Annotated in this window: 12 protein-coding genes; 4 read left to right on the top strand and 8 right to left on the bottom strand. The window is 47.6% G+C overall.

From position 1 onward, the window contains the following. Positions 1-715: 715 nt before the first annotated feature. Positions 716-1,774 (bottom strand): dienelactone hydrolase family protein, encoded by a 1,059-nt coding sequence (locus QZ310_RS09525; protein WP_297072274.1) that lies wholly within the window; start codon positions 1,772-1,774, stop codon positions 716-718. A gap of 647 nt (positions 1,775-2,421) precedes the next feature. Here QZ310_RS09525 and QZ310_RS09520 point away from each other — a divergent pair. The 3 genes from QZ310_RS09520 (at position 2,422) to QZ310_RS09510 (ending at position 7,372) form a co-directional block, all read left to right on the top strand. Further along, a complete protein-coding gene (locus tag QZ310_RS09520; protein WP_297072273.1) occupies positions 2,422-3,291 on the top strand; it encodes a GLPGLI family protein in 870 nt (289 codons plus the stop codon). Between the two features lie 176 nt (positions 3,292-3,467). After that, a complete protein-coding gene (locus QZ310_RS09515) occupies positions 3,468-5,114 on the top strand; it encodes a LuxR C-terminal-related transcriptional regulator (protein WP_297072272.1) in 1,647 nt (548 codons plus the stop codon). Between the two features lie 212 nt (positions 5,115-5,326). Continuing rightward, positions 5,327-7,372, top strand: coding sequence for a hypothetical protein (locus QZ310_RS09510; protein ID WP_297072271.1), 2,046 nt, complete (start codon positions 5,327-5,329; stop codon positions 7,370-7,372). 260 nt (positions 7,373-7,632) lie between these two features. Here QZ310_RS09510 and QZ310_RS09505 read toward each other — a convergent pair whose 3' ends face one another. From QZ310_RS09505 to QZ310_RS09495, 3 genes are all read right to left on the bottom strand, one after another. Further along, on the bottom strand, positions 7,633-8,436 hold the full coding sequence (locus QZ310_RS09505) for a carboxymuconolactone decarboxylase family protein (protein WP_297072270.1): 804 nt from the start codon (positions 8,434-8,436) through the stop codon (positions 7,633-7,635). A 211-nt stretch (positions 8,437-8,647) separates the two neighbouring features. Further along, the gene (locus tag QZ310_RS09500) at positions 8,648-9,088 is read right to left on the bottom strand and encodes a YkvA family protein (protein WP_297072269.1); all 441 of its coding nucleotides are present in this window, start codon (positions 9,086-9,088) and stop codon (positions 8,648-8,650) included. 99 nt (positions 9,089-9,187) lie between these two features. Beyond that, the gene (locus QZ310_RS09495) at positions 9,188-9,931 is read right to left on the bottom strand and encodes a DNA alkylation repair protein (RefSeq protein ID WP_297072268.1); all 744 of its coding nucleotides are present in this window, start codon (positions 9,929-9,931) and stop codon (positions 9,188-9,190) included. Between the two features lie 165 nt (positions 9,932-10,096). Between QZ310_RS09495 and QZ310_RS09490 the strand changes: the two genes are divergently transcribed. Continuing rightward, positions 10,097-10,678, top strand: coding sequence for a hypothetical protein (locus QZ310_RS09490; protein ID WP_297072267.1), 582 nt, complete (start codon positions 10,097-10,099; stop codon positions 10,676-10,678). Positions 10,679-10,731: 53 nt separating this feature from the next. Here QZ310_RS09490 and QZ310_RS09485 read toward each other — a convergent pair whose 3' ends face one another. The 4 genes from QZ310_RS09485 to pdxA all read right to left on the bottom strand — a co-directional run bounded on the left by QZ310_RS09485 (position 10,732) and on the right by pdxA (position 14,740). Beyond that, the gene (locus QZ310_RS09485; RefSeq protein WP_297072266.1) at positions 10,732-11,709 is read right to left on the bottom strand and encodes a virulence protein RhuM/Fic/DOC family protein; all 978 of its coding nucleotides are present in this window, start codon (positions 11,707-11,709) and stop codon (positions 10,732-10,734) included. A 99-nt stretch (positions 11,710-11,808) separates the two neighbouring features. Further along, positions 11,809-12,588: a YaaA family protein gene (locus QZ310_RS09480; RefSeq protein ID WP_297072265.1), complete on the bottom strand. Its 780-nt coding sequence runs from the start codon at positions 12,586-12,588 to the stop codon at positions 11,809-11,811. A gap of 38 nt (positions 12,589-12,626) precedes the next feature. Further along, on the bottom strand, positions 12,627-13,703 hold the full coding sequence (locus tag QZ310_RS09475) for a four-carbon acid sugar kinase family protein (RefSeq protein WP_297072264.1): 1,077 nt from the start codon (positions 13,701-13,703) through the stop codon (positions 12,627-12,629). After that, positions 13,703-14,740, bottom strand: a complete 1,038-nt coding sequence (gene pdxA, locus QZ310_RS09470; RefSeq protein ID WP_297072263.1) for a 4-hydroxythreonine-4-phosphate dehydrogenase PdxA — start codon at positions 14,738-14,740, stop codon at positions 13,703-13,705. Before pdxA ends, QZ310_RS09475 begins: the two co-directional genes overlap by 1 nt.

Below are 14,740 nucleotides of genomic sequence, written 5' to 3'. Positions count from 1 at the left end.
GGGATACACATTATCTCGCTCCATTCAGTTTATCTTACACAAATCCCATTTGCGTGTCTTCCCTATGCTAATCCCTATGCTAATACATTTTCGCAAAGCCTATTAAATCTTAAAAAAGTTGGTGGAGTGGAAATAAATTCGTAACTTTGCAATCACAGAGAACTTTTAGAATAAGGGAAGATGTTGCTAAGGTGTTAGATTGCTAGAGCAAAACGCCCCAAATCGCTAAAATATAGCAGTGTAGTCAACGGAGTTTTTCTCCTTCAGATAGCCAGTAATAGTCTGATAATCAAATTGATATTATATTCAGAACAATTATGGTGCATCACAGAAGACCGCTAATTCTCAATGAGTAAGCGGTCTTCTTCCATCCGTGGCCCTCCAAGTCACTATAAATGTGGTGCCTTCAACCGAAAAGCAACTGAGTCCTTCAATATGTCATCGATTCGTTTTCCCCTACAATTGCCATTTATCTGCTGCGGTATAGAGAGCAAGGACTTCGACCTCTTTGGCAACGTTCTTATTTAGTGGCAACTCGGCCTGCCTGCATATAAAAAGGCTTTAACGCACTGTGAAAGTACGGTAAAGCCCACTATGTGGAAGAGTTCTGAATTATGCCGTTAATGGCTGACTAATTTGACACCTTGCTTAACCCAACTGCGATAGATGCTGAAATTGTCAAACCACAAGTAAGGTTTTATTGCTTACCACAGGTTTATTTCAATCTCTCATCAAGCCACTTGTAGGCTTGTTCTTTAACACCTATGGGAAATGAGTGACGGCCGTCATTTTCCTCAAACAAAAGAGTGGTGACATCCGTGCCGTTGTTCTCTTCAAGATACGATTTTTCAAAGATATCTAATTCTGTTTTTATATCCTCATCGTTGGGGTCAGGCTTTCCGTTTCCCCATTGGTGTGCTCCTTGGATTATAAATAAAGAGCGAGGGGCTATCTTTGCAATATAATCATGGGTGTCCACTCCCATTTTTACACTACCGGGCAGAGCAATAGATCCAACCATGACTCCGCGTCGATTATAATTGAAATAGCTATTTATTTCACTTGTCCCACAGTTTGCCACTGCCGCTTTAATTCGGGTGTCATAGAGAACGAAATATGACATGGCATTCGCCCCTGCTGAATGACCGATTGCACCGATATTTTCGGTATCGACTTCGGGCAGGCTTAGAAGGACATCGACGGCCCTTGATAAATCGTAGGCTTCCTTGCCACATGAGTTTCTGCCTTCGGAAAGAAGAACGCCATTGCGCTTTAATTGAGAAAAGAAGTCGCGTTCAGCATCGGGTTCTGAAATATCACCCCAATTTTGGCAAGTTTGACGACGGTCTGCGTGATAATAACGGTCAGGACAGATTACCACATATCCACGGTCAAACAGTTCTTTACCATAATACATTGTACTATCACCCATAAGACCTGCGGGTTCCGATTTGCCAATATGAAAATACACATCGTCCTGATGGATTGCAACTATCGCAGGAGTCTTGTGCATTTTTGCAGAATATGGAATGAATAAATATGCAAAGCCCCAATCGTCGGGCGTGTCAAGTGCCGGATTTCCAGGCTCGATGAAATACTTGATTTTATGGCGAATACCGTTCTCAAGCTTTACGGTTTCCAGTGTGTCAATTTGCAGTGGTTGTCTTTCCGGCATCACCCCGAGCAGCTCTATCAAAGTAGCTCTTGAAGGAGTGGTTTCGGCCATACAATAAAAGCTGCATAAAAAAGATAAAAAGAGAGTTACGATTTTCATAATGTACTGATGCGAATTTTCTGCAAATTTAAACATTCTCACTGAGATGCGGAAGTAAGCAATTGGAAATTAACGCAGTCAACACTGTTCGCTCATTTGAAATAAGAGCTCATTTACGGGAAATGGTGCATTTGTTCCGTGTCAAGAGAAGAATAGAGAAGCGTGACAAACTGCGTCCAATCAAATACCTCCGGTGTCAACTGAGCGTCTTTCGGATAGTCTGTCATTCTCATCCGTTTCAGAATTTCGTCTTATTATCAGAATTCTTTAATAACGGGGCATAAACGGATTTTTCAGCCAGTTTATGCCCGATATTCTTAATATGACCTCAAGTGACAGACGGATAATCGAAACATCCTTACGGCAGAATGAATTTATCCATAAATATGTGTCATGGCCATTATATATTGCTTTGGATTGTGTTGCAGCATGGTATGTGACATTTCACTACCGCCATCCCCTTGCCGTATGCCATCCGGCAAGGGGGGGTATAATATTCAAGAACAATTACGTTAAATTCTCAATGAATAAGTTGCGGCATCGGTAATAATGATTATCTTTGCAGTCGATGGCTGTCAGGCAGGGCGGTGCTCCTGTCTGACGGCCCGATTAAACAAATTACCCAATCGTATGTGCATCTGAATATCATGAGCCATAGCCACTTTAGACTTCTATTGGCATTCATTGCCATAAATGTATTTGTCATTAGTATCATCGCTGAGGAGAAGCCCTTGGCGGTGATGAAAGCGGAATACTCAGTGCTTGCCAAATCTCATCTGACCTCGGATGGCGATACCGTAATGACGGAAAACGATTTTGTCTTGCAGATAGCTCCGGGCTATTCCTGCTACTACAGTCCACGGACCTATTATGTGGATTCTCTTCAGCATGACCCCGCAGGCCAACTCGTCTATGACCGCATCAGTCGGGAGGCTATGGAGGCTTTCATGACCTCCGGCAAGAACTATTTTGAATCAATGAAGGCCCAGGGGTTGTTCAAGGAATCATCTATGTTCGACGTGAAGGATTTCGGAGCCTCAACAATTTTTGTCTGGGATTCAACGGGTGGCGACCGCCACCACTACAAGGTTGAAATGTCCGACCTTGTGTGGGAGATCGGAGATTCGACACGCAACATCTTGGGCTATGAGTGCATACTGGCCACCGCCGATTATCACGGACGGAAATGGCAGGCATGGTTTGCCCCGGAGATTCCCGTGCAGGATGGTCCGTGGCAGTTCTGCGGTCTCCCCGGATTGATAATGGATGCGGAAAGCACCGACGGGCTCTTTAGTTTCCGTATCAAGGGACTCAATCACTGCTCCGAACCTCTCAAATCGGTTTTTGATCCGGACAAATACTTCCTTTCGAAGCGTGAGTCATTCCTGAAAATCACCGACCATAGCCGCCGTAACCGTTCATCGTCGATCAAGGCGCTCACCGGAGGCCGTGTCAAACCCCAAACCGACAACGCTGTCTACTTTGACCTCATAGAAACTGACTACCGCAGCCAATGAAACGGCCGATGTTCATTCTCTCTTAATGAAACGGCCGACGTTCATCTCTCTTAATGAAACGGCTGACGTTCATCTCACTCTTTAGAAATACAGCCGGATAAGAGGCTGATATAATCAGTGATTTTGCAATATCGCTCTTAAAATCGGTGGCAAAAAAATAGTACCTTTGCAGTGAGATGAAAAATTTGATTTGGATACTGATTTTAGCCGCCTTGGGCATGGTTGCATGTTCCCGGTCTGTGTCATATTATGATGATGTCATAGCCCATGCTGAGACTGTTGTTTCGGAAGACCCGGACAGTGCGTTGTCAATGCTTGAGGTCATAGATCCGACGGAACTATCTGTTGATTCCCTGAAGGCTAAATATCATTATCTCATGGCCTCAGCACATGAGATGCAGGGACACGTCATGCTGGCAGATTCCATGATAAGGTATTCTGTGGATTATTATAAGGATAGGGATTTGCCACGGGCCATTAAAAGCGCAACATTATTGGCACTATACAAATTATGGAGTGGAGATGGCAGAACTGCAATTAAACAGCTTGATTCTTTGTCCAACCTCGCGAATGTTCCTGACAGCCTTATGATATATCCATTGGTCAAAAGGGCTTATTGGGGCCTGAAAGTGTCCAATTCAGAGAATAATAGAAAGAGTATAAGACGTCTACTCTCTATTGATAAAGATTCAGCCTCACAGAATTTATACAAATATTGGCTCTATGTTGATTATCTTTATAATGGGGACAATGATTCTGCCCTTGTCGTGTTGAATGAGCTGATTGATAAAGCCATAAATGATAAGGCATCTTCAAAACAGTTCAGCTATGAGTATGAGAAAATAGGTGTGTTGGAAGAAATGGACCGATATGACGAGTCCCTGCTGTTGACAGACAAATTTCTGGAAAAAGCACCTGAAAATTCAATCAAGCATTATATTCATCTTTGGAGGTCGTTGGCACTGTTCAATATGGGAAAAATGGATATGGCTATTCATGAATTAGGGAAGGCCGATAGTTGTGCCTCGGTGATTTCTGATGCAGAGAAAGGTTATTATAACAGTTTCGCTTATGTGCTATATACTGTTTTTGACTTTCAGAAGACCGGCAAATTAAAATTGATACGGATGGCGCAGATCAACAATATTCAAAAAGATAATTTGCTTCGCAGTCTGTCCATACAGCGGGAGTCGGAGCAAAACGCTCTTGAAATCGAGAATAAAAGATTGATTCTGAAAGCAAAAAATGAACGGCAGACAGCAATGACAGTTATAATAGTTCTTGCGGGCTTCCTGATTTCGGGAATACTGTCCTGGTATGCGTTGAATAGGAAACGAAAGGCCATAGAGAAGGAAGAGCAGGTTGAAGCTTTGCAAAAGATGGTTGACGAGTTGACGCCATCTGCTTCCCCGTCGTCTGGCCAGGAATCGTTGCGCCGGGCGATGCTTCAACAGCTCGGCATTATAAAGATGGTAGCCGAGACTCCGACTGAGCAGAACCGGGAGATGCTCAGGAAAATATCTTCGATAGACAGTGATACAAAGGGGGCACTCGTGAATTGGAATAATGTGTTTGAAATAATCGACAATTTGTATGCCGGGTTTTATTCATGTCTTCATCAGCGCTACGGAGATTTGCTTACCGATAGGGAAAAGCAGATTATAGTTCTTATGATGGCCGGATTCTCAACAAAGGAAATCAGTGTAATCACAGCACAGACAACAGCGACCATATATGTGCGTAAATCATCTGTCCGAAAAAAGCTCGGTTTGCCCGAAAAGGAAGATATAGTGGCTTTTCTCCATCGTGAGGTATCCGTTTAATCCCGATTTAGACCGGTGAGCGTGATATTTAGACTTTTAAAACTAATCGCTGTTGATAATCAGTAAGTTATATAAGGGACGTTAAGATTTTTACATTTGGCGTTAAGACTGATTTAGGCATAAATTTGCGATATGAAAATCAAAAAAACTATCGCAATATGAACACAAAAAACATTAGTCGAATTGTATCTGTTGTAATGGCCCTAATCACTATGCCTGCCATTGCAATATCTCAGGAAGTTGCTGACTCAATCGCTACGCATGAACTCACAGAAGTCGTTGTTCAGGCGTCGAGGGTCATACGCAAGACAGATATGGATGTGTATCATCCGTCCAAAAGCGCGCTTGAAAATTCCAAGAACGGTATGCAGTTGCTCAGGAATCTGATGATTCCGTCACTTACAATCAATGATGCTCTTGGTACAATAAGTGCCGCCGGTCAATCGGTGCAGGTTCGCATCAATGGTCGGGAGTCGACGATACAGCAACTGCAGGCGCTACTGCCGGAAACAGTCAAGCGCGTGGAATGGATGGACAATCCGGGGCTTCGTTATGGTGGCGCGAATTATGTCCTTAATGTTATCGTGGTCAATCCCTCAGTTGGTGGCGCGTTTATGGCTGATGCCAAACCGGCCTTAAATTGTGCGTGGGGAAAATATAATGTATCTGCAAAATTCAACACCGGATATTCGCAATGGGAAGTAGGAGGACATTTCAAACTAACCAATAGGCTGGATGCTCACCGTGATTACGCAGAAACTTTTACATGGCCGGATGGAAAGGTGTTGACAAGGACTGAGACTCCGATTGGTGGTAAGCTGAACAACACCCAGGGTTACGGTTGGCTGTCGTATAACTATATAAAGCCTGACACCACTGTTGTTTATGTCCAGATGTCTGCCTATAGGAATTTCTCGGATCTTTGCCGATACAACGGGATTCTATCGCTGAGTAACAGTGATGAAAAAATTCTTTTGAATGATGCGTCAGGCCGAAGAGGAACAACGCCTCGCTTTTCCGCATACTTGGAGCAGCATTTCGCCCATAAACAGATGTTAGTTGTCGATTTTAATGCCTCTCTATACTCAGGTCATTCTTATTCGGATTATCTTGAAAGATACGAGGCTGCTTCGGACTATATAACCAATGTAAATACCTACATAAGGGACCGCAATCAAGCCTACGGTCTTGAGGCTGACTACATAAAACAATGGCGTTCATCTAAACTTACCGCAGGGGCATCCTATACGGCCAACCGTAACCGATCCATTTATGAAAACCTTGGAGGTGAGATTTTCCATCAGCGTCAAGATAAGGCATATTTCTTTGCAGAATATTTCCAACGCATAAACAAGGTCACACTTACAGGTGGACTTGGAGCGCAGTACACATCTTTTAAATTCAAAGAGACAAATCAGGGAAATCACTCGTGGAATCTCCGACCGCAAGCCACGGTGACATATTCACTGAATCAGAACCATAATTTCAGACTTGCATTCACATCATGGCAATCCGCCCCCTCTTTGGTGGAGACCAATATCGCTCCTCAGCAACTCGATGGGTTCCAATGGCGTATCGGAAACTCAAACCTTAAGACCTCATCTTCTTACATGCTTACCTTCAGATATGGGCATAATCTGTTTAACCAACGTGTCAGTGGTTCTTTCGGTGTCAGGGCGTTTACAAGTCCCAATGCAATAACCCCGTATTTATATTGGGATAATGACCGACTGATAACCTCATACGAAAACAGCAGAGGATTGCAGAATATGAGTTTCTGGTTGGCCGAACAGATACAGATTATTCCGGATTGGCTGATGTTTTCCGGCACAATACAGTATAAAGCTGAACGTATGAGGGGCAATACATATACTCTTTATAATCACACATGGAGCGGTGACGCGGCCTTGATGTTCATGCATAATGGATTTCAACTGGTATTCCAATATGTGAGGGCACAACGTGACCTGTGGGGTGAAAAAATCAGTTGGGGCGAGGATTTCAATGTGATTGCCGCCAATTATAATTGGAAAAACTGGCAATTTGAGGTCGGGATGTTCATGCCCTTCGGAAAATATGACCAAGGTTCGAAAATGTTGAGCAAGTGGAACACCAATGAGCAGCATACTCGCCTCGACATGAGGATGCCATATCTGAGTGTCAGCTACAACATCCAGTGGGGCCGTCAGAAGCGTGGTGCCCGAAAGATGATCAACGCCGATGCCAATGTCGACACCTCCATCGCCGGAGGCAGATAGACAATTTGCCCCCGTTAAAATAGCTGTATGATAAAGGCCTACAAAAAAATGAGGGATACATAAGCACACAAGGGCATAAGAAACAGAAGAAGTATATTGCCTATATGGGTGTCAATTATCATGACCTATAGACTGTCAATTATCATGACCTATACGGCTACCGAGTGCTTTTTATGACAAATACGCTGTATAGCAGATAATTGACAAATATAACTTCTGTTTCTTATGCCCTTGTGTTCTTCTGTATCCCCTTTTGTGGGTTATTCCTCGGAAAGCTTGCTGTAGGCTTCATCCGTGACCGGTTCGAGCCATTCATTGGAAGTGTCTTTGCCATCGACCGACATGGCGAGGTGTGCAAACCAACTGTCGGCAGTCGCGCCGTGCCAATGCTTGACGTTGGCAGGGATGTTTACGACATCTCCGGGACAGAGTTTGCGCGCGGGTTTTCCCCATTCCTGATACCATCCCTCACCGGCCACGCAGACGAGCAACTGACCGCCACCCTCGGTGGCGTGGTGGATATGCCAGTTATTGCGGCAACCCGGTTCGAAAGTCACGTTGGCTATGCCAATCTGCTCCGATGATATGGGCGCGAGATAGCTCTGACCGATGAAATACTGCGCGTAGGCATCGTTAGGCGAACCGATGGGAAATATCATCTCCTGCTCGAATTTCCGGCGCGCGTCGGTTGCGTCATTGTCATCTTTCCATACCTCAGTGGCTTGACGGAACGCACCCCATGCTTTGGGCCATCCGGCATAGAAGGCCACTTGGGTGAGGATTTCGGCGATTTCAGTGCGCGTCACGCCGTTCTTTTTTGCTTCCTGAAGATGGTAGGTGAGCGATGAGTCAATGATGCCGCTGCTCACGAGTGAGGTGACGGTGACGATGCTGCGGTCACGGAGCGAGAGGCGGTCGGTGCGGCTCCATACCTCTCCGAAGAGGACATCGTCGTTGAGTTGTGCGAATTTGGGCGCGAAGTCGCCGAGCTGTGCCATTCCGGCTGTCTGACGTATATCCGACGGTTTGTCGGTGAGGCGGGTAGGATTCTGGGAGTGTGCCATGATTGCTGTGGTGAGTAATGTCAAGATGAATGCTGAGTGTCTCATTGGAGAGGCGGTTGATTGGTGATTTCTTCAATGCAAAATTACAATGCAATTTCGGTATGCATTATACATTTTCACATAGATATGTACCAATTTTAATGCTCCGCCTGATTAATGATACCCTGTCATTTTCACAATGATGCAGCTTCCCTCGTTTAATCACATTTGATCACAGTCCATTCTCCTCCATCCCTGTGGCAGTGGCATTATCCTCCATTCCCGGGATTGTGGTATCGGCCTGAGTGACGGGGCCGAACCATTCCTCAAGCTTCGTGCGGGCACGGTCGAAGACGGACGGTGTAAGATTGTGCCACACGGTTTTCAGGACGAATGTCAGTGCAGCCATGTCATCTACAAAGCCACCGAAAAGCGCGTCGGGAATGATGTCGAGCGGCACCACGAAATAACCAAGGGCGGCCATTATCATCATCCTGTCTTTGAATGAAATGGATTTGTCAAGCGAGGCATAGTAGAGAATCAACACACCGTAGACTACCTTCAACCCCGCCTTGCGCCCATATTTTTTGAGTTTGTCCATGAGGGCAGTGTGGTCGTAGGCATCTTTGAAACGATTGATATTGTCGAGGAAATATTTCCGAGAGAAGGCCATGATTGAGAAGTTGGGATAAGGATTATAGTGTGCGTGTCATTACTGTAAACGTCAACCCCCGCCTGTAGGTTGAGATGGTCGCTCACTCCGGAGAGTTATTTATCGTCCGCTTTTTCGCCTTGATTGCCATTCGTGGCGTTCGTCTGTGGCCATCTGTTCATAGGCGTAGCTGAGCATGATTGAGGGCATACGGGCCACATTCTCATCAAGAAAAGCGCGCAACTCACGCCGATAACCCTTCTTCCATACTTCTCGAAGCATCCAGCCCGCGGCCTTGTGCAAGAGGTCGTGGGGACTCGACAGCAGGAATCCGGCTCTTCCGAGGCATTTGTCAATATGGCCTCTGCGGGTGAGCATCCATGTGCTGACCATGGCGATGCGCTGTTGCCAGAGGGTGTGGCCATCCGGTTTTATCCACTCGTCCATCAGGGTGAGTTCCGGATTCATGACCTCATGATTGCCGACAATCTTTATCGCCGAGAGGTCGACAAGGTCCCAGTTGTTGATATACGGATGCAGTGCAAGATATGATTCGAAAATCCGGTTCATAGCCTCCGTGTCGCCCTTTTTCATGGCTTTCAGATATTGCTCCACCATTATCAGAAGTCCGCACAGACGCACTTCATGGAGAGGCGACCTCGCGAGTTTCTCAGCTTCGGAAAGCGGAGTTTCCTTCCATGCTTCTTTCACTACCATGCGCACCTGTGGATTGCGCAGACCGATGAATTTGTCACCCTCGCCGTATTCTCCCGGACCGGTTTTAAAAAATCTCAACAGTTGCCGGGCCTGACGTTCATCCGCCATGCTCAGCAATGTAGCTTCTATGTCTGCTGCTTTAATCATGGATTTCTCTTTTTTTGAGGGGTGTATGATGGACAAGTTTTTTAGAATGGTTGATAGGTCTGCGAAGTTACAAAATTTTTATCAGTCCTTTGCATTATCGCACCTTTCCGGAAATTTCGGATATTAATTTTGTGTCAAAAACAAAATTAATATCCGACCACTATCATGAAAAAGACATCACCTCTGACCTCCACAGGCAAAAAATCAAGGTCAATCACCAATATTGCAGCCACTTCGGCAATCTGTAAACTGCCACCTCTTCCGGTTTCCAAAAAATTCTATGCAGCTATCCGTCAGCGTGTCACCGATAGCTGCGCTTGCCTTCCGAACGGCAAGGAAGTGTGCAAGTCGGCGCTTGCACTGATTGACACATATCTTGCTATGGGTAAGGCTGATCTTGATTGGTGGCCAATCGAATGTAGCCTCATTTTCGCTCTTGTGAAGCCGGAAATCGACCGGGCAATTGAACGGTCGAAAGCAGCAAAAGCGCGTGCAGCACGAAAGAAAAAAACGATGGAAAACGCTGTCGGTCCGAATGATATGGCCGGTGTAGAGACGCATGAATGTATGCCTGCAAATCAACCGGATATAGAGAATCCGGTGACGCAGTTTTCACACGATGAGGAGTATCCCCCCTGCCCGGAGACAATCAGTCTGTCGCGCCGTCAGCGTCGCGCGATGTCGCGCTCCCCGAAGCGTAAATGGGCCAAGATAAGCTCCGGAGGAGGAAAAGTGGGAATGCGTTAAGACAGGCTCAGGAGGAGGAAATGTGTGATTCGTTACGCCCTCTAAAGATATTCTCAGTTATTCTTATTGATGAGGTTGACCACGACCTTTACCATCGTATCCTTTTCCTCGGTGCGGCTTTCGGCAATCATTAGCGTAAGGGCAACGAGGGTATTGTCGGCGATTCGCTTTGTGCCGTCCTCGTTGTAGAGGATGCCGTTGCCGTTCAAGAACCATAGGAAGAGCGTGGCTGCAATGCGCTTGTTGCCGTCGCTGAATGAATGGTTTTTGGTTACCAGATAGAGCAACATGGCAGCCTTTTCCTCGACAGATGGATAGAGGTCAACACCACCGAAAGTCTGGTAGATTTGTCCGATGGAGCTTTTGAAGGAGTCGTCTTTTTCATTTCCGAACAGGGAACTTCCCCCGAATTTCTCATGAAGTTCGCGGATTACCTCCATCGCATTTTCGTAAGTGGCGTGAAACTCCTCTTTTCCGGTTGTTTCCTCGATTTTAAGCTCCTGATAGTCATAGCGGTCAAGGGTGTCGAGGGCGTAGGTGTAGTCGACTACAACTTCGAGAAGCGAGCGGCTGTCATCGGTCAGTTTTTCCTGATTCCTGATTGTCCGGCCAAGGACTTTCACCAATTGGCTCAGCTCGTCGAATTTCTGCGAGGCAATGCGCTCGTTGACGGCATAACCGTTGAGAAGGTATTGTTTCAATACCTTGTTGGCCCAGATGCGGAATTGGGTACCACGTTTTGACTTGACTCTGTATCCTACCGAAATAATGACGTCAAGACTGTAGACTTGAGTAGGTTTATACTTGGAAAGAGTATTATGCAAAATTTGCATATTACTTTCTTTTTCAAGTTCCCCCTCCTTAAAAACGTTGGATATGTGACGTGCGATGACAGATTGATCCTTATCGAATAGCTCTGACATTTGATTCTGACTGAGCCATACGGTATCATTTTGCAGGGTTACGTCGATGTTCAGATTGCCGTCCTGCGACTGATAAATTACGAGTTGAGAGTTGTTGTATCCTTCCATTTCGCAAAGATATGATTTTTATTTTGATAATCAATCACATAACAATGCGAAATTAAGATTACGGATATGCCAAATCCGCTTTTGATTCCGGATAGTGAATCAGCCTATTGTGTGGAATTCGATATTCCCGTCGGATGATGCGGAGTCCGCGCTGACGAAATGCTCCCCGTGGAGCGAGAGGAGGCCGGATGCAGAATTGATACAGGAAGTGACAATCAGTCGGAGCAACTCTCCACGGAGGGTTTTCAGCTTGCCCGAATTCGGAGTCCGGGTCGTTCCTCCGGGCAAGAGCTCCCGGAAATCAGCTTTCCACACTTTCGCCGACTTGCCCACGGCCTTCCAGTCTATACACTTGGCGGCATCACCGGGGAGGAGGTTCAAAACATCCTCATGTCCTCCCGTCGCGATTTCTTTAAGAAGACATTCGGTCACCTTGTCTCGCCAATATGTCGCAAGTGCTTTCCCTCCGGGTGCAAGCGGGGTTGTGAAATCCATCCGGTAGGCTTTCACGATGTCATCCGGGCGCAACCATCCGTAGAGCGATGAAAGGAGTCTGACGCATCCGGTTGTGTTCCGACGAGCTTCCTCGTCAAGCGACGCATAGTCGAACGCCTTGAACACCACACCGGTGAAAGCCTCGATGGCACGGCTCCCGACAGCCTTGTTGGGAAACTCGTAGGCCATCTGCTGCAACTTCCTCACCATCGGCAGACTGATTTTGACAGTCGCCACCAGCTCATCAGCGCTCAGGGAGCGGACGGTCTCCATGATTGCATCGGCATCGGATTCCAGCATCGGACGGCAAGCTGCATAGTCCGCCTTACTTACGGCGTTGCCGCAAGGTGTCATTGTCTTTGATTCGGCTATGAGGATAAGCATGTCAGATTGATTCAGTAGTGTACATGTCTATGATTCGGTCACGATGCGAATAGTCCGCCCCAGGGATAGCTTCCCGGTTTCATGGTGATGTGGGTGCCATTGTCGCTTCTCATACGGATTACGCCGGGGGCAATCTCATGGGTTATGGTGAAAGACTCCCAACCCAATTTCCGGAGGATGGCGTAGGCTGTCGCTCCCCCTTCGATGACCAGTTCGGAGGGAGCATGGTGGCCGACAAGCCGTCGGACAATGTGGCCTGTGGTTTCCCTCAGATGCACGGCAATTTCCTTGCCCGTGCGGTGACGGTCGCGTATGGCGAGGATGAGGGAGTGTCGGAGGTCATATTCCTTTTCAAGTTCATCTGCCCAACTGTCGGCAGTCGTTTCGCCGTTGTAAAGTGTGGTGGGCATATAGAGGGTCTCTATGCCGCAGTCGATGGGTTTGCTCTGAGTGCTGCCACAGACAATCAGGGTGTCGGTTGTGTCGAGCGTGAACGTTTCTGTCTTCCTTGCTCCGTCGACCGGAAGATAATGTTTCAGAAATGCAGTGAAGAGGTCGGCTGCACCGGCGAGTATGGTGCTGTTTCCGGCTGAAGAGACAGCATGGACCATGTCATCCTCGTTTACGGCGTCGGCATATTCAATCCCCTTGACCTCGCATCCCGGGAAACGCTCCGCCATCTTCGACGAGAAGGCCGGAAATTCCGGGTCGAATGAGAAGTCTGTCTCATGAATCGGCTTGTCACCGACATAGTAGACACCATCGCGGATGATTCTCCCTTTGGAGGGATTGGCAGGAATATAGAGGGCCTTGGTGTAGGGCGTGGCGCTTATGATAGCCTCCAGCTCGGCCACGACATGGCCTCGCAGGGCTGAGTCTGTCTTTTTGAAGATATGCGCCACATCCGGCATTGAGGCGAGTGCGGAGGCAACACGGCGGGATTCAGCCGCAGCCTCGCTTTCGCACATCGAGCGGGTGTCGGTGGCCACTACAATCACATCGCAACCGGGAGCCTCTGCGGGTTCCACGGTCAGTTTCACACGAAGGCCGAGACGGTGGGCAATGCCCGCCATCTCGGCTGCTCCTGTGATGTCGTCGGCAATAACGGCAATCATTATTCCTTTATGCCTAAACGGTACTTCGCCATGCGTGTCGCGTAGTCGATGCTGAGCACCATGGCATCATCGCTTGCAATTCCCTTTCCGGCAACGTCAAAGGCGGTGCCGTGGTCCACGCTGACGCGGATGATAGGAAGACCGAGGGTGATGTTCACGCCGTTGGCGCTTTCCATCTTGCCTGTCTCCTTGTTCCAGTTGAAGGCGCAGACTTTCAAGGGGATATGGCCTTGATCGTGATACATGGCCACGCAGCCGTCATACTTCCCGCACTTCGCTTTCGCAAAGATTGAATCCGGGGGAACGGGGCCGTCGACGTTGAAACCGCGTGATTTCAGCTCCTCGATTGCAGGAATGATTTCCTCGGCTTCCTCGTAGCCGAACATGCCGTTCTCGCTGCTGTGGGGGTTGAGGCCTGCGATACCGATGAGGGGATTCTCGATTCCGAACTGCTTGCAGGCATCGGCGATGAGTTCAGTCACCTCGATGATGCGCTGCTTCTTCACAAGGTCGCAGGCCTTACGCAGGGGGACGTGGGTCGAGACGTGGATGACACGGATATTCTCGTCGGCGAGCATCATGGCATACTTCTTTGTGTTGGTGAAGGTTGCATAAAGCTCTGTGTGGCCGTCGTAGTGGTGTCCGGCAAGGTTGAGGGCTTCCTTGTTGAGCGGAGCTGTGACGGTTCCGTCGACTTCATTGGCCATGGCAAGCTCGATGGCTTTCTTGATGCTGACGAAGGCTGCGTTGCCGCACTGAGGCTGGACCTCACCGAAGCGGAAGGTCGACATATCGACACATTTGAGGTCAAACACGTCGATTGTGCCGTACTCAAACTTCGCGTCGCTCACCTTGTCGACAGCGTTGATCTTGAAGTCAAATCCGAGGAGTTTGACAGCCTCGCGCATCACCGCTGCGTCTCCTGTGACGATTGGGCGGCATTTCTCGTATGTTTCCTTATGGCTGAGGGCCCGGACAACGATTTCTGGACCGATACCGGCCGGATCGCCCATTGTGATTGCTAAAATCGGTTTCAT

The organism is uncultured Duncaniella sp., assembly GCF_910577345.1.
Classification (GTDB): Bacteria; Bacteroidota; Bacteroidia; order Bacteroidales; family Muribaculaceae; genus Duncaniella.
The sequence above is the reverse complement of the archived record's forward strand: the minus strand, read 5'-3'. Positions and strand labels throughout refer to the sequence as shown.